Annotated in this window: 13 protein-coding genes; 12 read left to right on the top strand and 1 reads right to left on the bottom strand. The window is 65.4% G+C overall.

Annotated elements, in window-relative coordinates:
* The first annotated feature begins 161 nt into the window (after positions 1–161).
* The 8 genes from ISX93_RS15010 to ISX93_RS14975 all read left to right on the top strand — a co-directional run bounded on the left by ISX93_RS15010 (position 162) and on the right by ISX93_RS14975 (position 12041).
* A complete protein-coding gene (locus tag ISX93_RS15010) occupies positions 162–2135 on the top strand; it encodes a DUF1302 domain-containing protein (RefSeq protein ID WP_374987700.1) in 1974 nt (657 codons plus the stop codon).
* 38 nt (positions 2136–2173) lie between these two features.
* Positions 2174–3532: a DUF1329 domain-containing protein gene (locus ISX93_RS15005; protein ID WP_195779579.1), complete on the top strand. Its 1359-nt coding sequence runs from the start codon at positions 2174–2176 to the stop codon at positions 3530–3532.
* Positions 3533–3865: 333 nt separating this feature from the next.
* Positions 3866–5104, top strand: a complete 1239-nt coding sequence (locus ISX93_RS15000) for a thiolase family protein (RefSeq protein ID WP_195779578.1) — start codon at positions 3866–3868, stop codon at positions 5102–5104.
* 1 nt (position 5105) lies between these two features.
* Entirely contained in the window at positions 5106–6728 is a 1623-nt protein-coding gene (locus ISX93_RS14995) for an AMP-binding protein (RefSeq protein WP_195779577.1), read from the top strand.
* 79 nt (positions 6729–6807) lie between these two features.
* A complete protein-coding gene (locus ISX93_RS14990; RefSeq protein WP_195779576.1) occupies positions 6808–8553 on the top strand; it encodes an alpha/beta fold hydrolase in 1746 nt (581 codons plus the stop codon).
* A gap of 101 nt (positions 8554–8654) precedes the next feature.
* Positions 8655–9887: a polyhydroxyalkanoate depolymerase gene (phaZ, locus tag ISX93_RS14985; RefSeq protein WP_195779575.1), complete on the top strand. Its 1233-nt coding sequence runs from the start codon at positions 8655–8657 to the stop codon at positions 9885–9887.
* Positions 9888–10065: 178 nt separating this feature from the next.
* Positions 10066–10860: a cyclase family protein gene (locus ISX93_RS14980; RefSeq protein WP_195779574.1), complete on the top strand. Its 795-nt coding sequence runs from the start codon at positions 10066–10068 to the stop codon at positions 10858–10860.
* A gap of 152 nt (positions 10861–11012) precedes the next feature.
* Positions 11013–12041, top strand: coding sequence for a fumarylacetoacetate hydrolase family protein (locus tag ISX93_RS14975; protein ID WP_195779573.1), 1029 nt, complete (start codon positions 11013–11015; stop codon positions 12039–12041).
* Positions 12042–12165: 124 nt separating this feature from the next.
* On the opposite strand, the gene ISX93_RS14970 is transcribed toward ISX93_RS14975, so the two are convergent.
* Positions 12166–13146, bottom strand: coding sequence for an AraC family transcriptional regulator (locus ISX93_RS14970; protein WP_195779572.1), 981 nt, complete (start codon positions 13144–13146; stop codon positions 12166–12168).
* Between the two features lie 178 nt (positions 13147–13324).
* Between ISX93_RS14970 and ISX93_RS17310 the strand changes: the two genes are divergently transcribed.
* The 4 genes from ISX93_RS17310 (at position 13325) to ISX93_RS14950 (ending at position 18157) form a co-directional block, all read left to right on the top strand.
* Positions 13325–14107: a metalloregulator ArsR/SmtB family transcription factor gene (locus ISX93_RS17310; protein ID WP_195779571.1), complete on the top strand. Its 783-nt coding sequence runs from the start codon at positions 13325–13327 to the stop codon at positions 14105–14107.
* A gap of 53 nt (positions 14108–14160) precedes the next feature.
* Positions 14161–15165: an ArsJ-associated glyceraldehyde-3-phosphate dehydrogenase gene (locus ISX93_RS14960; RefSeq protein ID WP_195779570.1), complete on the top strand. Its 1005-nt coding sequence runs from the start codon at positions 14161–14163 to the stop codon at positions 15163–15165.
* Between the two features lie 315 nt (positions 15166–15480).
* Positions 15481–16704: an organoarsenical effux MFS transporter ArsJ gene (gene arsJ, locus ISX93_RS14955; RefSeq protein WP_195779569.1), complete on the top strand. Its 1224-nt coding sequence runs from the start codon at positions 15481–15483 to the stop codon at positions 16702–16704.
* A gap of 10 nt (positions 16705–16714) precedes the next feature.
* Positions 16715–18157, top strand: a complete 1443-nt coding sequence (locus tag ISX93_RS14950; protein WP_195779568.1) for a permease — start codon at positions 16715–16717, stop codon at positions 18155–18157.
* The last annotated feature ends 12 nt before the right edge of the window (positions 18158–18169 follow it).

Genomic DNA, 18169 nt, shown 5'->3' with positions numbered 1-18169 from the left:
TCCGGTCACCAGCACAGGTACAGCTCACGCCGGGTTGCCTGTGTATATCGCCCGGTGTCTGTACGGCGCAGGTAACTGCGCGGGACTGCCCGCCGGAACGGCGCAAGCACACAGCCCACGCATGCGCGGCAACCTTGTGTCGAGCCGTGCGCAGGCGGCGGATGAATCGCTTCAGCTCCACACCACTACAAGAACCAGAGGTGCACCAACCCATGAAGAGCCCACACCATCGTCCCTTGCACCGCAGCCTGCTGGCCACGGCCATCCTGGCCGCCAGCCTGCCAAGCGCCCATGCCTTCGAATTCGACACTGGCAGTGAAGACTGGGCGGCGCGTCTCGACAACACCCTCAAGTACAACTACGGCGTGCGCACCGAAAGCGCCGACAGCCGCATACTTGGTACGCCCAACAGCAACGACGGCGACTACAACTTCCGCAAGGCCGGCACCAACATCACCAACCGTGTCGACCTGCTGACCGAGATGGACGTGGTGTTCAAGTCGAGCATGGGCTTTCGCGTCAGTGCCGCCAGCTGGTATGACAAGGCCTATGAGAATACCGGCTCCAACGCCAACCCGATGGTCAACGGCAATGGTGCCCAGAGTGGCTACATCACCCAGGCGCTGGGTCCGGCCAATGCCGCCGCCGGCGGCTTTGGCAGCCGTCATCTGAGTAACTACGCCCAGCGTTACTACAACGGCCCGTCCGGTGAAATCCTCGATGCCTTCCTGTTCTACAACACCGAGATCGGCGACAACTCGCTGCTGGGGGTAAAAGCTGGCCAACACAACGTATTCTGGGGCGAGACCTTCCTCAGTGCCGCGCACTCGCTGAGCTACGGTCAGGCCGGCCTCGATCTGGCCAAGGCCGCTGCCTCGCCGGGCACCGAGGCCAAGGAACTGTTCCTGCCACGCAACCAGATTTCCGCCACCTTCAACCTCAATCCGGAGCTGACCTTCGGCGCCCAGTACTTCCTCGACTGGGACCCGGCACGCCTGCCTGAAGCCGGCACTTACTACGCCGGTTCCGATGTGGTCGGTCAAGGCGCACAAAGCCTGCTGCTCGGCAATGGCTATGTGCCTGTGATTTTGCCCTCGATAAACCCTAACGCGGTCGCTGACGTGTCGAAGCAGATCACCCTGCGCCGCGGTGACGATTACACCCCGGATGACCGCGGTGACTGGGGCGTCATGGCCAAGTGGTCGCCGGAGTGGCTGGATGGCACCCTCGGCTTCTACTACCGCCAGACCTCGGACATCATGCCGCAGGCCACCCTGGATACACGCCTGCCGCTTATCAGCTTTCCGCCGCCCGTATTTGACCGCCAGTATCTGCAATACCAGTTCGCCTATAACGACAATATCGACATCTACGGCCTGAGCCTGTCCAAGGAGTTCGGCGGGGTCAGCGTCGGCAGCGACCTGAACTACCGCGAGAACATGACGCTGACCAGCATCGCGGCCAACTACAACCCGACGACCTATGCGGCACTGCAGGCAGCCGGTATCAATCCGGGCAGTGCCGGCGTGGTCGATACCGCACCCGAGGACGGCGACAGCATGGCCGCCACCGGCAAGACCCTGCACTGGACCCTCAACGGCCTGGTCGCCATTGCCGACACCCCGCTGTTCGACTCCGCCAGCCTGCTGGGCGAGCTCTACTACAGCAACCTGCTGAGTCTGGACAGCAAGAACGAGGCGCTCTACAAGGGCAAGGACACTTACCGCGGCGTGGACAAGGCGACCCGCGACAACGTGGGTATCGCCGTCAACTTCACCCCGACCTGGTTCCAGGTGCTCCCGGGTGTCGACATGAACATGCCCCTGACGGTCAACTACGGCATCGACGGCAACTCGCCGGTGGCCGGCGGCGGTGCGGAAGACACCGGCAACTACTCGCTGGGTGTCGGCGCGATCATTCGCAACCAGTACTTCGTCGACCTCAAGTACGTGGATGCCTTCGGCAAAGCCGGCAAGTGTGATGACCCGGTCAACGACAACGCCCAGGCACTTCCTGTCGCGGGCACTGCCTCGGTCGCTTACACCTGCTACGCCGGCGGTTACTCGTCCTTCTCCGGCTCCGGTGCGACTGAAGACCGTGGCGCCGTGTACCTGACCCTGAAAACCACCTTTTGATTCGCGAATGGCTTAGCCCTGCGCAGGAGAACAACTAGATGAAATTCGTCCACACCCTGATGGCCGCGTCTCTGGCCCTGGCCGTCGCCGGCCAGGCACAGGCCGCCGTTACACCGGCAGAGGCCGCCAAGCTTGGCGCCGAGCTGACCCTGATCGGCGCCGAGAAAGCCGGTAACACTGACGGCTCCATCCCGGCCTACGAGGGTGGCCTGACCACCCCGCCGGCCAGCTTCAAGGCCGGCGACAGCTTCCGTCCCGACCCTTATGCCGGCGAGAAGCCGGTACTGGTGATCGACAGCAAGAACGTCGAGCAGTACAAGCATCAACTGACCGCGGTCACCGCCGAACTGGTCAAGCGGTTCCCCAGTTTCCATGTCAACGTCTACCCGACCCATCGCAGCGCCTCCCTGCCCCAGCGCGTACTGGACAACACGGTGAAGAACGCCACGACCGCCCAGTCCACCGATGGCGGTAACGGCATCGACAACGTGCTCCCGGGCGCGCCCTTCCCGATCCCGCAGACCGGCCATGAGGCCATGTGGAACCACCTGCTGCGTTACCAGGGGGTGAATATCGCCAGCAAGTTCGACTCCTGGAACGTGGATTCGACCGGTGTGCCGAACCTGGCCACCACGGGTATCGGCTTCATCAACTACGCCGCCTACAGCGACCTGTCCAAGCCAGTTTCCGGCAAGGACACCTTTTACCAGATCAAGCTGCTGTACTCCGGCCCGGCCCGTCGTGCTGGCGAAGCGATCCTGGTTCGCGATGCGGCCAACCCGTTGCAGCAACCGCGTCGCGCCTGGTCGTATCTGCCCGGCCAGCGCCGGGTGAAGCTGGCCCCGGACCTGGCCTACGACACCCCGAACCCGGGCACTTCCGGTGCCGCGGTGTACGACGACTCCTTCGTGTTCGCCGGGGCACTGGATCGCTTCGACTGGAAGCTGATCGGCAAGCAGGAGATGTACGTGCCGTACAACACCTATGCGGTGACCTACGTCAAGGATCCCAAGCAGCTGACCACACCGAACCATGCAAACCCCGACCTCGTGCGCTGGGAGAAGCACCGCGTCTGGGTGGTCGAGGCCAGCCTCAAGGAAGGCAAGCGCCACATCTACCACAAGCGCCGTTTCTACCTGGACGAGGACACCTGGATCGCTCTGGCTTCCGACCAGTATGACGGCCGCGGCGAGCTGTACCGTGGTTCCTTCGCCTTCATGACCCAGAGCTATGACAAGCAGAACCCGGACGCCACCACGACCATGATCTACGACCTGATCAGCGGCGCCTACAACATCAACGGCCTGGTCGGCCCGCACGGCGGGATCAAGTACAGCGATCCACTGCCCCAGGTGAAATGGTCGCCGGACTCGCTGGCCACTACCGGCATCCGCTGACCTGCGGACCCTGCTGCATCTTTCGCCCACCTGCGACCCTGGCCTCAGTGCCAGGGTCGCTTTAGGTCGGAGGGCTCGCCTGCTCTCCGACTTTTTTATTCCTGCCAACACGCGGCCTGCGCTCCGGCTCCAGACGGTTGCAGCGAGCAGCGCTTGACGTGCCGCGCAGACGGCATGCAGTCACCCTTCCGCAGGGCATGACGCCCCCTCCCCGGACTCACCTGCAAGTTTGCGGATTTTCGATATTGCCCGGCACCGGGTCAGCGCAAGCTGTGTCACATGCGGACACCCAACTGCAGCTGCTACCCACTAGCCACCCAAGGAGTCTTCCTGATGAAAATGAATGCCTATATTGCCGGCGTCGGCATGACCAAGTTCGGCAAGCACCTGGACAAGACCCTCAAGGGCCTGGCCGGTGAAGCCATCCAGGCGGCGCTGGCCGATGCCGGCCTCGACAAGTCGGCGATTCAGGCGGCCTGGATGGGCAATGCCGCGGCGGGCGTGGTCACCGGCCAGGAAATGATTCGCGGCGAAGTGGTGCTGCGCAACATGGGCATCGGCAAGATCCCGGTGGTCAACGTCGAGAACGCCTGCGCCTCTTCCTCCACCGCCTTCCAGCAGGCCTGCGCCATGGTCAGCGCCGGCTTCTACGACATCGTGCTGGCCTGCGGCAGCGAGAAGCTCTACCACGAGGACAAGAGCAAGAGCCTGGGCGCCTTCTCCAGTGCCGTGGACATCGAGGATCCGGATGGCGCGGTGAACGTGGTCAAGCGTATCGCCCTGGAAATCGGCGAACCCTTCGATGCCTCTACCGTGGGCGTCAACCGCTCGATCTTCATGGACATCTATTCGGTGATGGCCAAGAAGCACATGAAGAAATACGGCAGCACCAAGGAGCATTTCGCCATGGTCGCGGCAAAGAACTCCTTCCACGGCAGCATGAACCCGCGCGCCCAGTACCAGGAACTGATGACCGTCGAGCAGGTACTGGCCGCGCGCCCGATCATCGATCCGCTGACCCTGCCGATGTGCTCGCCGATTGGCGACGGCGCCGCCGCGGTGATCATCGTCAGCGAGCGCAAGGCCCGCGAACTGGGCCTGGCCCGGCGGATCAAGGTAGCCGCCTCGGCGCTGGTGTCGGGCTGGGACTTCACCGAGCCGGGCGAGTCGGTCGGCGCGCTGGCTGCCGGGCAGGTTTACGAGGCTGCCGGCATCGGCCCGCAGGAGCTGTCCTGCGTCGAGCTGCACGACGCCTCGGCGCCCTCGGAAGTGGCCGCCTACGAATACCTCGGGCTGTGCGCACCGGGTGAAGGCGCGCAGCTGATCGAAAGCCGCGCCACCTACCTGGGCGGGCGCATCCCGGTCAACGTCTCCGGCGGCCTGCTGCGCAAGGGCCATCCGGTCGGTGCCACCGGCTGCGCGCAGATCGTCGAACTGACCGAGCAACTGCGCGGCCAGTCCGGCAAGCGTCAGGTCGAGGGCGCGCGCATCGCGCTGGCGCACAACGGCGGTGGCGCCATCGGCACCGATGCCGCCGCCACCGTGGTCAGCCTGCTGATCAAGGAGCAATGAGATGACCCGGCACGCTCCCCTGACCCTGGCCGGGGTGATCCAGCAGCAGGCCGAGACCCGTCCGGACTTTACCGTGCTCACCGTCGAGGGGGCCGGCGTGCGTCCCGACGATACGCGCACCTTCGCCCAGCTGTGGGAGCAGGGCCAGCGTTTGGCCAGCGGCTTGCACCAGCTTGGCCTGCGCCCGGGCGACAAGCTCGGCACCCTGCTGGCCAACCACGCCGAGTTCGTCGAACTGATGGTCGCCGCGGCGCTGCTGGACCTGACCCTGGTGCCGATCGACCCGCGCACCAAGGGTGACAAGCTGGTCTACATGCTCGCCTCGGTGGGCTGCAAGGCAGTGGTTGCCGGCGACTATGCGCTCAATGAAGTCATCGCAGTGCGTCCGCAGATTGCCAGCCTGCAGTGGCTGATCGGCCTGCCCACCGACGAAGGCAAGGCCACTGTCGAGCAACTGCGCGCGATAAATGCCATCCCCTATGCCGAACTGGCGGCTGGCCCGGCCAGGCCCGAACTGCTGCCCGGCGCCAGCCCCGACAGCGCGCTGGAGCTGATCTACACCTCCGGCACCACCGGTGACCCGAAAGGCATCGTCATGACTCACCGGCGCTATGTCGAGACCGCCCGCTCGCTGCCGGCGTTCTTCGGCTTTCAGGCCGACGACCGCCTGTATTCGGGGCTGTCGCTGACCCACGCCAACGCCCAGCTGATCACCCTCGGCACGGCGCTGGTCAACGCCATTCCCTGCGTGCTGTCGCGGCGCTTCAGCAAGTCGCGGCTGTGGGACATCACCCGCCAGTACGGCTGCACCAACTTCACCCTGCTCGGCGGCATGACCACCGCCATCTACGCCGAACCACCGAAAGCCGACGATGCCGACAACCCGGTACGCAGCATCATCTCGGCCGGCATGCCGGCGGCGATCTGGGAAGACTTCGCGCGGCGCTTCGATGTGCGCCTGTATGAGTTCTACGGCGCCGCCGAGGGCGGCCTGACCGGCAACCCGCCCGGCGTTGGCCCGGTCGGCAGCATCGGCAAGCCGGTGGCCAGCCTGGATTACCGGCTGGTCGATGAGGCCGGTGAGGATGTGCCGAGGGATGCCCATGGCGAGCGTGTCGGCGAACTGCTGTTCCGTCCCAAGGACGGCACGCCGTTCAAGGTCGAGTACTACGGCAATCCCGAAGCCAGCGCCAAGAAGTGCGCCGGTGGCTGGCTGCGCATGGGCGACGAGGTCCGCGAGGACCGGGACGGCTGGCTGTACTTCCTGTGCCGCAAGGGCAGCGGTATCCGCCGCAACGGTGACTTCATCAACAGCGCCTTCATCGAGAAGGTGATTGCCGAGCAGCCGGAAATCGACGACGTCTATGTCTACGGCATTCCTTCCGCCAACGGCGTGCCGGGCGAGAAGGATGTGGTCGCGGCGGTGGTGCCCCGGCAGGGCGGGCAGTTCGATGTGCAGGCGCTGTACCGCATCTGCCGGGCCCGGCTGGAAGCCAACTTCGTGCCCAGCCATATCCAGGTGCTGCAGCAGATCCCCAAGACTGCCTCGGAAAAACCACTGGAACGCTTCCTTGTCGAGGCGCTGACCAGCAACCCCGAGGAAGTACACCGGGAACTGCGCTGAAGCCATTCGCCAGTTGCATAGCAACCAGGTCTGCGGGCAGCGCGTTGCGCTGCAGCCGCGGATCAACCGAGAACACACCATGACACCTTCTACAAAATCCACTCCCGCCAAGCGTCGCAGCAAGACGGTACCCGTCAAAGGCGATGCGCAGCTGATCCTCGAAGCCAGTGCCAATACCCTGGCGGCCAGTCCGCTGATCGGTCTCAGCGCCCGCGATGTGGGCGCTGCCGCCGGCGCCCTGGTGGATGCCGTGGTGCGTGCGCCGCGCAAGGCCAGTCGCCATCTCGGCAGCCTTGCCGGCGAGCTGCGGCGAGTGCTCAAGGGGGACTCGGAGCTTGCCCCGGACCCACGCGACCGCCGCTTTGCCGACCCGGCCTGGCAGAACAATTTTCTGCTCAAGCGCCTGCTGCAAGCGCACCTGGCCAGCCAGCAGGAACTGACCCGCTTCATCGACGAGTCGGATCTCGACATGGTCGGCAAGGGCCGCGCGCACTTCATTGGCTCGCTGTTGGTCGATGCGCTGGCACCGAGCAACTGGCCACTGAGTAATCCAGTGGCCATGCGCAAGATGATCGATACCGGCGGTGAGAACTTCGTCCAGGGGCTGCGCAACCTGCTCGACGATCTGCGCCACAACCACGGCATGCCGGCCCAGGTCGACCGCAGCCCGTTCCAGGTCGGCGTGAATGTCGCCACAGCCAAAGGTGATGTGGTGTTTCGCAACGAGATGTTCGAGCTGTTGCAGTTTGCCCCCACCACCGCAGAGGTCTACCAGCGGCCAGTGGTGATGTCGCCGCCGCAAATCAACAAGTACTACGCCATTGATCTGGCCGCCGAAAAAAGTCTGATCAAGTGGGCGCAGGACAGTGGCGTGCAACTGTTTATCGTCAGCTGGCGCAACCCGACCGCCGAGCACCGCCATTGGGGTCTGTCCGACTACGCCTTGTGCCTCGATCAGGCGGTGGACGTTGCCCGGGAAATCACCGGTAGCGCCGACGTCAATATGTGGGGCACCTGCTCCGGCGGCATGACCCTGGCTGCCTACCTGGCCTGGCTGGCCGGCACCGGCAAGCAACAGAAAGTGGTCAATACCACCTGGGCCGTCTGCGTACTCAACACCAAGGCCTCGCTCGATCAAACCACCCTGGGGCTATTCACCACCCCGGCTACGCTGCGCAAGGCCAAGGCCGCCTCGCAGAAAAAAGGCGTGATCAGCGGCCCCGAGATGGCCCGGATGTTCGCCTGGATGCGCCCCAACGACCTGATCTGGAATTACTGGGTCAACAACTACCTGCTGGGCAACAAGCCGCCGGCCTTCGACATCCTTGCCTGGAATAACGACACCACGCGCCTGCCCGCACAACTGCACGCCGACTACCTCGATCTGGCCGACTGCAACCCCTTCGTCAACCCCGGTGTCATGAGCATCGCCGGGGTACCGATCGACATGCGCAAGGTCAAGGTCGGGGCCTACGTGGTCGGCGGCATCACCGACCACATCACCCCTTGGCCGGGCTGCTATGGGACGGCACGTCTGTTCGGCGCCGACACCACCTATGTGCTGGCCAACGCCGGGCACCTGCAGAGCCTGGTCAACCCGCCCGGCTCGGGAAAATCCTATTACTTCTGCGCCCCGGCCAAACAGAAGGATCCCCAGCGCTGGCTCAAGCAGGCTGGTGAGCGCACTGCAGGCAGTTGGTGGATACATTGGCGCAGCTGGATCCAGGCGCGCTCAGGGGAACTGCTGCCGGCACCAAAACACTGCGGCTCGCAACAGTACCCGCCGCTCTGCTCAGCGCCAGGTACCTATGTGCACGAACAGTGAAAACCCGGATAGCCGCCGACTGTCCACGGCAGCTAGGTGCTGTACTTTTATTTGCTGAACTTTCTGCCACCCCTCTTTCATTCACCAAGGAATGACTCTGCATGCGTTATCGCTTACGCACCCTCGCTGAATACTCGCTGCGTCCACTGCACGCCGCACTCACACTGCAACACCGCGTGGTTACCCACCCGCGTCATCCGCTCGCCGGTTCACCTTTCAATCGCTACCGGGCAGCGGCAGTGGAATCGCTGCTACGCCTGACCAAGGACTATCCCAAGCAACGCTTTGACTACGCGCCCATTGAAGTCGACGGCCAGACGCTGCCGGTGCGCGAAGAGGTGGTAGTGCACAAGCCGTTCTGCGAGCTGCGCCGCTTCTCCACCACGCGCACGGCTAAGGCGCCCAAGCTGCTGTTCGTCGCCGCCATGTCCGGACACCACGCCACGCTGTCGAAAGACACCCTGCGCGAGTTCCTGCCCGACTTCGACGTCTATATCACCGACTGGGTAGACGCGCGCCTGGTACCGCTGGCCGCTGGCAACTTCGGGCTGGACGATTACATCCAGTACCTGATCGAGTTCCTCGAAACCCTCGGCCCCGACGTGCACCTGGTCGGTCTGTGCCAGGCCGCCGTGCCCGCGCTCTGCGCCGCCGCGGTGATGGCCGAGGACCGGCACCGCTGCCGTCCACGCACGCTGTCGCTGCTCGCCGGGCCGATCGACGTGCGGGTCAATCCGAACAGCATCTCCAGGCTCACCGAGCACGTACCCCTGGCCGTGATGCGCCTGAACATCCACAAGGTTCCGCGCAAGTATCCCGGCGCCGGCCGCCGGGTCTTTCCGGGCTACCTGCAACTGATGAACTTCATCTCGCTCAACCCGCGCACGCACCTGAAGAAGCACCTGCAGTTCTTCCGGGACGTCAGCCAGGGCAACGACGCGGCGGCCGCCAAGCACCGCGACTTCTACGACGAATACAACGCGGTGATGGATGCCACCGCCGAGTTCTACCTGGAAACCCTGGAGCGGGTGTTCTTCGACCAGCAGCTGGCCAAGGGCACCCTGCAGTACAAGGGGCGCACGGTGAACTGCGCGGCGATCAGGGACATTGCCCTGCTGACCCTGGAGGGCGAGGACGACGACATGGTCGCCATCGGTGTCACCGGCGCCGCCCAGGGGTTGTGCAGCAGCCTGCCCGAGCGGCTGCGCGAACATCATGTGCAGAGCGGCGTCGGCCACTACGGCGTGTTCAACGGCTCGATCTTCAAGGCACAGATCGCGCCGCGCATGCGGGCCTTCATGCAGCGCCATGGCCAGGCCGCCCGGCGCGCCTGAAAGCCGCCAGGCCATGGCCCGCTCGCGGCGCCCTGGCCTGGCGACAGCTTGCCTAAAGCTTGCGGAATTTCGATAGTTGGCAGCCGGAACTGCGCCATAGACTCACAACAACACCCTCGCTCGACAGCACGCTCGACTAAAAGTGGCGCGTGTTGCAACCAACCAACGGAGAATGACCATGCGACTGATCGACCTGACCCAGATTCTCGACCCCGCCAACCGCGCCAAATTGCCTCCGGCTATGGCCAGCGTGGCACCGGTCATATCCCCAGCCATTGATTACTATCACCCCACCGAAAAGGGTGCGGACGAGTTCTGCCGTTATTTCGGCTGCAGCCACGATGACATGCCCAATGGCGAGGGCTGGGGTGCAGAATTGCTGACCGATATGTCCACCCACTGCGGCACCCACGTTGATGCGCCGCTGCACAGCGGCTCGAAGATTGCCGGTGCGCCGGCGCGCACCATCACCGACATCGCCCTCGACGAACTGTATCGTCCCGGTCTGGTGCTGGACGTGCGTCCATGGGTCAAGCCCTGCGAGGAAATCACCATCGAGATGCTCGATGCCGCGCTGGCCGCCACCGGCCAGAAGATCCAGCAGGGCCAGGCCGTGCTGATCCGCACCGGTCAGGAACGCTACACCCTCACCGACCCGCTGTATTACCAGCAGCCGGGCATGAGCCGGGCCGGCACCCTGCACCTGACCAGCCAGGGCGCCACCATCCTCGGCACCGACGCCGTGGGCTGGGATCTGCCGTTTGGCGTGATGGCGCAAAAGTTCCAGCAGAGCAAGGACAAGCAAGTGCTGTGGGACGGACACAAGGCCATCGTCGATCGTGAAGCCTTTATCGTGCAGCAGATGACCAACCTCGGCGCCTTGCCGCTGAGCGGTTTCATGGTCGGCTTCTTCCCGATGAAGCTGGCCAACTGCAGTGCCGCTCCGGCGCGCGTGGTGGCTTTCGTCGACTGATCAGACCGCAGGTTGGGTTGAAGCGCATAGCGCCGAAGCCCAACAGGGCCCGCACGGTGCTCGCGTCGGGCTTCGCGTTGCTCAACCCAACCTGCGGCCTGCAAGCAGCCTGACCACGGCCGGCCAACCCATCACCAAACAGGAATATCCCCATGAAGCTCATCCGTTTTTCCGTGGACACCAGCGCCCCCGCGTTCGGTCTGGTGATTGGCGCGCACGCCGTATCCTTCGCCAGCCTGCAGGCCGGCAGCGGCCAGCAGCATCCTGCCCTGGCCAACAGCCAGAACTACCTCGCCGGCCTGCCGGCCAGCGAACAGGCTGCACGCAGTCTGCAGACCTGGGGCGAAGCCAACCTGAGCAAGCTGGCCGACGCGGACAAGCCGCGCCTGGACAGCGTGCGCCTGCATGCCCCGATCGAAGTCACTGCGCTGTTCGACTTTGGCCTGACCCCGCGCCACCTGGCCAACTCGGCTGACACGCTGATGCACTACGAGAAGGACAACCCGCAGACCGCGCCAATGCTCGAGGCCTTCCGCAAGATGCTGCTGGCGCCGCGCCCCGCAGCTACCCCCGGGGTACCGGAGCGACTGTCCTATTACAAGTGCAATCTCAACTCGGTGGTGGGCGATGACGTCGAGGTACCTTGGCCGGTCTACACCTCGCGCCTGGACATCGAGCCGGAACTGGCGGTGGTCTACGGCAATCCGCAGCAGCCGGTAGCCGGTTACTGCATCTTCAACGACGTGTCGGCCCGCGATGTGCAGGCGGCCGAGGTCGTCGGCGGTTTCTGCCTGACCAAGGACATGGCCAACGGCAACCAGCTCGGCCCCTGGCTGGTGACCGCCGACGAGGTCGGCAATCCGTTCAGCCTGGCAGTCAGCGTGACGGTGGACGGCGCGCCGCGCTTCCAGGGCTCGACCGCGGAGATCAGCCACACGGTGGAAGCGATGTTCGACTGGCTGGGGCTGATCTGCCCGCTGACCCCGGGCACGGTGATGGGCATGGGCACCACGCCGGACTGCACCGGACTGGATCACGATGATTTCCTTGATCCGGGCGCCGAGATCACCATCAGCATCGAGAAGCTCGGCACCCTGCGCTGCCGCTTCGCCGAACCAACCCGCAAGCTGCTGCCGAGCCGCTGGCCGCTGCGCCCGGCGCTGCAGAAGTATCACGGCTGAAGCCTGTTATTGATCCGGCATCATTTAGCCCTGATCTGCGCAACAGGCGGGGCCTCCGCAGGGTGGGTTATGGCACGGGCTGACCCACCCGGCGGCAGCCTCGCCAACGGTTTTCAACGGCCTGCTAGCGGGGCCGGCGCAGGGTGTCCGACGGCAGTTCGCCGAAGCATTTCTTGTAGATGCGGGAGAATTCGCCGAAGTGCCAGAAGCCCCATTCCAGCGCCTCCTGGGTAACGCTGGTGGCCCCCGGGCTGGCGACCAGCAGCGCCTGGTGCACGCGGTGCAGGCGTAACCGCGTCAGGTAGGCGGTCGGGCTCAGGCCCATCACGGCGCGGAAGGCATACTCGAGGGTGCGCTCACTCACCGCGGCAGCCCGGCACAGGTCGGTGACGTACAGCCGTTCATCGGCATGCGCCAGGGCATAGCTCTCGGCCGCGCGCACGATGTTGCTCTGCACCTGGCGGGTACGTTCCTGGCGCTGCGGCTGGTGATCGCGGGTCAGCGCCAGGCTTTCCAGCAACACCTCCAGCAGTTCGGCATGCGCCGCGGCGCGCTGCTCCTGGTTGTGGTTGAACAGCTCCGGCTGCTGCTCGGCCAGCTCCACCAGACGCTTGCCCCAACTGAACAGGCTGCCGGCCCGCGAATGGTCGACATCCAGAGTGGTTACCCCGGTGGGCAGGCGAAAATCTTCGGCGCGGCCGCGTACCTGCAGGTGCGCGCGGATGTCCTCGGGGCGCAGCAGCAGGGTGATGCTCGCGTAGTCGGGGTCGGCGACCAGGCAGATACGGCTGTCCGGCGGGACGATGATCAGCTTGTCGGCCTGCACCGGCAGGCCGTCCGCCGTGCCCGTGGCTTGCGGGGCGAAGCTCATGTAGGCGATCAGGTTCGGATGCAGGGTTGGCCGGGTGCGCACCCGCAGATTGGTCGTGTAGTACACCACGATGCTGCCGCCCAGCCGCACGATCACCTGGCGGGCATGCAACGGTGTGGTCTGCAGCTGCATGACATCCTGCTCCATCAGTTCCAGCCCGGCATTGGCCTGCGCGGGATCATTGATCTCGATCACCTCGACGGCTGGGGTACTGGAAGCGATGACTGCGGGCATGGCGGAATCGGCTGCGCTTGGATAAACGGACAGCGCCGAGTTAACACCACGCAGCGCAGCGCGGCAAGCCGGCAGCCCGGCGCGGACGCCTGGAAGCTGTCGCCGCGCTGAATATTCACTTTACCGGATATACGAAAATCAATATATTCAGCCCTGTACCTCCTGGGCAGGGATCGACATGAGCCAGAAAAAGCGCGTCCTGTTCCTCTGCGTGGCCAACTCCGCCCGCTCGCAGATGGCTGAAGCCCTGCTGCGTCACGCCGATCCGGAGCATTTCGAAGCCTGCAGTGCCGGCAGCGCGCCCACCGCAGTGGACAGCCGCGCACTCGCGGCGCTGGCAGAGCTGGGCATTGCAGCAGCAGGCCTGTACAGCAAATCCGTCGACGAGCTGCGCGAGCAGTCCTTCGACTATGTCATCACCCTGTGTGACAAGTCAGCGCTGGAGTGCCTGGCGCTGCCCGGTGCCGGCGAGTACATCGCCTGGAACTTCGCCGACCCGGCCACCAGCAACCAGCCGGATGCCTACCGCAAGACCCTGGACGAGCTCCGCGCGCGAATCAACCTGTTCGTGCGGCTCAAGCACGGCCAAAACGACGCCAGCGCCGCGCCTGCGGCCAGCAACCCGACCGCCATCTTCAAGTGCCTGGCCGATGAAACCCGCGCGCGCATCGCCCTGCTGGTGACCCTGGAGCAGGAGCTCTGCGTCTGCGAGCTGACGGCCGCGCTGGATGAGATCCAGCCGAAGATTTCCCGCCACCTGGCGCTGCTGCGCAGCTGCGGCCTGCTGGAGGACCGGCGCAATGGCCAGTGGGTGTATTACCGCCTGCAGCCGCAGTTGCCCGAGTGGATAACCGGCATACTCAAACAAACCCTGGAGGCCAATGCCGAATGGTTGCGCGAGGACATCGAGCGCCTCTGGCAAATGCGCCAGCGCCCCGAGCGCAAGCCGGCCTGCGCCTGAACGCAGCCAGCAGGCTGCACACCCAACTCACCCCGACCAGCAGGAACACCCGCATGACGATCAAGATTGGCATCAACGGATTTGGCCGCATCGGCCGCCTGGCCCTGCGCGCCGCCTGGGACTGGCCCGAATTCGAGTTTGTCCGCATCAACGACCCGGCCGGGGATGCCGCGACCCACGCGCATCTGCTCAACTTCGACTCGGTGCACGGCCGCTGGCAGCATGAAGCCAGTAGTGAGGGCAATGACATTGTCATCGACGGCAAGCGCATCAAGGTGACGGCCAACAAGGCCATCGCCGACACCGACTGGTCGGACTGCGACCTGGTGCTCGAGGCCAGCGGCAAGCTGAAGACCGTCGCCGTGCTGCAGGGTTATCTGGACCAGGGCGTCAAGCGCGTGGTGGTCAGCGCGCCGGTCAAGGAAGCCGGCGCGCTCAACGTGGTGCTCGGGGTCAACCAGCAGCTGTTCGACCCGGCCGTGCACCGCATCGTCACCGCCGCCTCCTGCACCACCAACTGCCTGGCGCCGGTGGTCAAGGTGATCCACGAGCACCTGGGCATCCGCCACGGCTCGATCACCACCATCCACGACCTGACCAACACCCAGAGCATCCTCGACACGCCGCACAAGGACCTGCGCCGCGCCCGTGCCAGCAGCATGAGCCTGATCCCCACCAGCACCGGCTCGGCCACGGCGATTGCCGAGATCTTCCCAGAGCTGCGCGGCAAGCTGAACGGCCATGCGGTGCGCGTGCCGCTGGCCAACGCCTCGCTGACCGACTGCGTGTTCGAGGTCGAGCGCGCGACTACCGCGGAAGAGGTCAACGCCCTGCTCAAGGCCGCCGCGGAGGGCCCGCTGCAGGGCATCCTCGGCTACGAGGAACGGCCGCTGGTGTCCATCGACTACCGCAGCGATCCGCGCTCGTCGATCATCGATGCGCTGTCGACCCTGGTGGTCAACGGCACCCAGGTGAAGATCTACGCCTGGTACGACAACGAGTGGGGCTACGCCAACCGCACCGTCGAGCTGGCGCGGCTGGTGGGGATGGCTGATTGAGAGCGCCCGCGATGGGTATCGGCGCCAGGCGCCTCAACCCATCCTGCGACCCGATGAAAATGTAGCCCGGATGCAATCCGGGGAAATTTACGGTCGCAGTCCCGGATTGCATCCGGGCTACAAGCCGCCACCCTCGCCCCCGGCCCCTCTCCCGTGAACGGGAGAGGGGAGCCAAGCCAACGCAACTGGCGAACTGGAGGCCACCCCCTCGCCCCTCTGGGGAGAGGGCTGGGGAGAGGGGTTTTCAAGCCCGCAGGATGGGTTGAGGCGCTTGCGCCGATACCCAGCGAATCAGCCCAAGCACAGGAACCCCCGATGCACGCCTTGTCCCGCCTTGCTCCGGAAGTCCGCCAGTACCTGCTGGTCACCGGCAACTACTGGGCCTTCACCCTCACCGACGGCGCGCTGCGCATGCTGGTGGTGCTGCACTTCCATGCGCTGGGCTACAGCCCGTTGCAGATCGCCCTGCTGTTCCTGTTCTACGAGATCTTCGGCGTCATCACCAACCTGCTGGGCGGCTGGCTGGGTGCGCGGCTGGGGCTGAACCGCACCATGAACCTCGGCCTCGGCCTGCAGGTGCTGGCCCTGCTGATGCTCACGCTGCCGGCGGCGTGGCTGACGGTGCCCTGGGTGATGGGCGCGCAGGCGCTCTCCGGAATTGCCAAGGACCTCAACAAGATGTCGGCCAAGAGCTCGATCAAACTGCTGGTGCCCGCCAGCCAGCAGGGCACGCTGTACCAGTGGGTGGCGATCCTCACCGGCTCGAAGAATGCGCTGAAGGGCGTCGGTTTCTTCCTCGGTGGCGCCCTGCTCGCCCTGCTCGGCTTCAGCGGCGCGGTGCTGGCGATGGCCGGCGTGCTGGCGCTGATCTGGCTGGCCAGCCTGAGCCTGCTGCGCAAGGACCTGGGCAAGGCCACAGCCAAGCCGAAATTCCGCGACATCCTGTCGAAAAGCCGCGCGATCAACATTCTCTCCGCCGCGCGACTGTTCCTGTTTAGCGCGCGCGACGTGTGGTTCGTGGTCGCCCTGCCGGTGTACCTGAGCAGTGTGTTCGGCTGGGACTTCTGGATGGTTGGCGCTTTCCTGGCGAGCTGGGTGATCGGCTACGGCATCGTGCAGGCGCTGGCCCCGGCAGTCACCGGCAAGCGCCGCGGCCAGCTGCCGGACGGACGCGCCGCGCTGTTCTGGGCCCTGCTGCTGGCGGGAATTCCCGCCGCCATTGCGCTGGGCCTGGACCGCGCGGGGGCGGCCCAGCTGGTGCTGATCGGCGGCCTGCTGGCGTTCGGCGCGGTGTTCGCGATCAATTCCTCGTTGCACAGTTACCTGATCGTCAGCTATGCCAAGGAAGACGGGGTGTCGCTGGACGTCGGGTTCTATTACATGTCCAACGCGCTGGGGCGCCTGCTCGGTACACTGTTGTCTGGCTGGGTCTTCCAGCACTACGGCCTGGCGACCTGCCTGTGGGTATCGAGCGCTTTCGTGCTGCTGGCGGCACTGATTTCCAGCGCGCTGCCGCGGCACCCGCCGGTGCACTCCTGAGGGCGCAAGCATGGAACTACTGCTCAAGCTGATCAACGGCGGCGCCGGCAGCCTGGCCGCCTACCTGGCGGCACATGTGCTGCTGTGCCTGCTGCCGGCGTTCTTCATCGCCGGGGCGATGGCCGCGCTGATTCCCAAGGCCAGCATCACCCGCTGGCTTGGCCGGCATGCGCCAGCACGGGTGTCCTACCCGGCGGCCGCGCTGGCCGGCTCGCTGATTGCCGTGTGCTCGTGCACCGTCGTGCCGCTGTTCGCCGGCATCTATCGCAAGGGCGCCGGGATTGGCCCGGCGATCACCTTCCTGTTCTTTGCCCCGGCGGGCAACATCTTGGCCCTGGCCTACACCGGAAACATTCTCGGCGCGGACTTCGCCATCGCCCGCCTGCTGCTGTGCCTGCTGTTCGGCATCGGCATCGGCCTGTTGATGGCCACGATCTTCTGGCAGGACGACCTTGCCCACGATGCCCAGTCGGATGCCCTGTTTGCCGAGCAGGCCAGTGTTTCCGGGCCGGCCCTGGGACTGCTGCTGGCGCTGCTCGCCCTGCTGATTGCCGGCACCCTGCGGCTGTGGCCGCTGACCACCGAGCTGTTCAGCATCGACGTGCCGCTGGCCTGGGCCCAGGCCTGGCAAGCCACCCTGTTCAGCTGGGTGCCCTTCGACCCGGCCAGGGGCGAGGAAGGCGTCAGCTTCCAGGGTTCGCTGCTGATCGTGCTGCTCCTGCTGATTGCCGCCACGGCCAGGCGCGGCCTGGACAACATCACCGAGGGCGCCAATCGCTGGACCTGGATTGCCCTGGGGCTGACCACCACCACCCTGCTGGTGGCCGCGCTGCGGCTCACGCCGGCGCCCGGGGTGCTGACGATTACCCTCACCGGCCGGGCGCTGGGCGTGGCGCTCAGCCTGCTGGCGGTCTGGCAGTTTGCCCGGCGGCTGCCGGCGGATGACTGGCGTGCCTGGTTGTGGGAAGCCTGGCGCTTCGTCAAGCAGATCTTTGTGCTGCTGGTGGTCGGCGTGTTCATTGTCGGCATGCTGCGCCAGCTCATCCGGCCCGAGTGGATCGAGAGCCTGGCCGGCAGCAACAGCGTGCTGGCCAACGCGGTGGCGGTGGGCTTTGGCGTGTTCATGTACTTCCCCACCCTGGTCGAGGTTCCGGTGGCGCGGATGTTCCTCGATCTGGGCATGCACCCCGGGCCACTGCTGGCCTACCTGATGGCCGACCCGGAACTCAGCCTGCAAAGCATGCTGATGGTTGCCGCGATCGTCGGGCGGATCAAGACTGCGGCCTATGTCGGACTGGTGGCGTCGTTCAGCATCGTCGCCGGGCTGCTGTATGGCGCCTGGGTCGACGGCACCGACTGGCTGCACCTGGCTGGCGGACTGCTGGCCTGGCTGGCCGCGGTGACGGCCCTGTATATGCTGATCAGCCGCCAACGCCGGCGGATCGCCAACTGACTACCCGACACA

Source organism: Pseudomonas sp. N040, from assembly GCF_015637705.1.
Classification (GTDB): Bacteria; Pseudomonadota; Gammaproteobacteria; order Pseudomonadales; family Pseudomonadaceae; genus Aquipseudomonas.
This window is presented reverse-complemented; position numbering and strand designations above follow the sequence as displayed.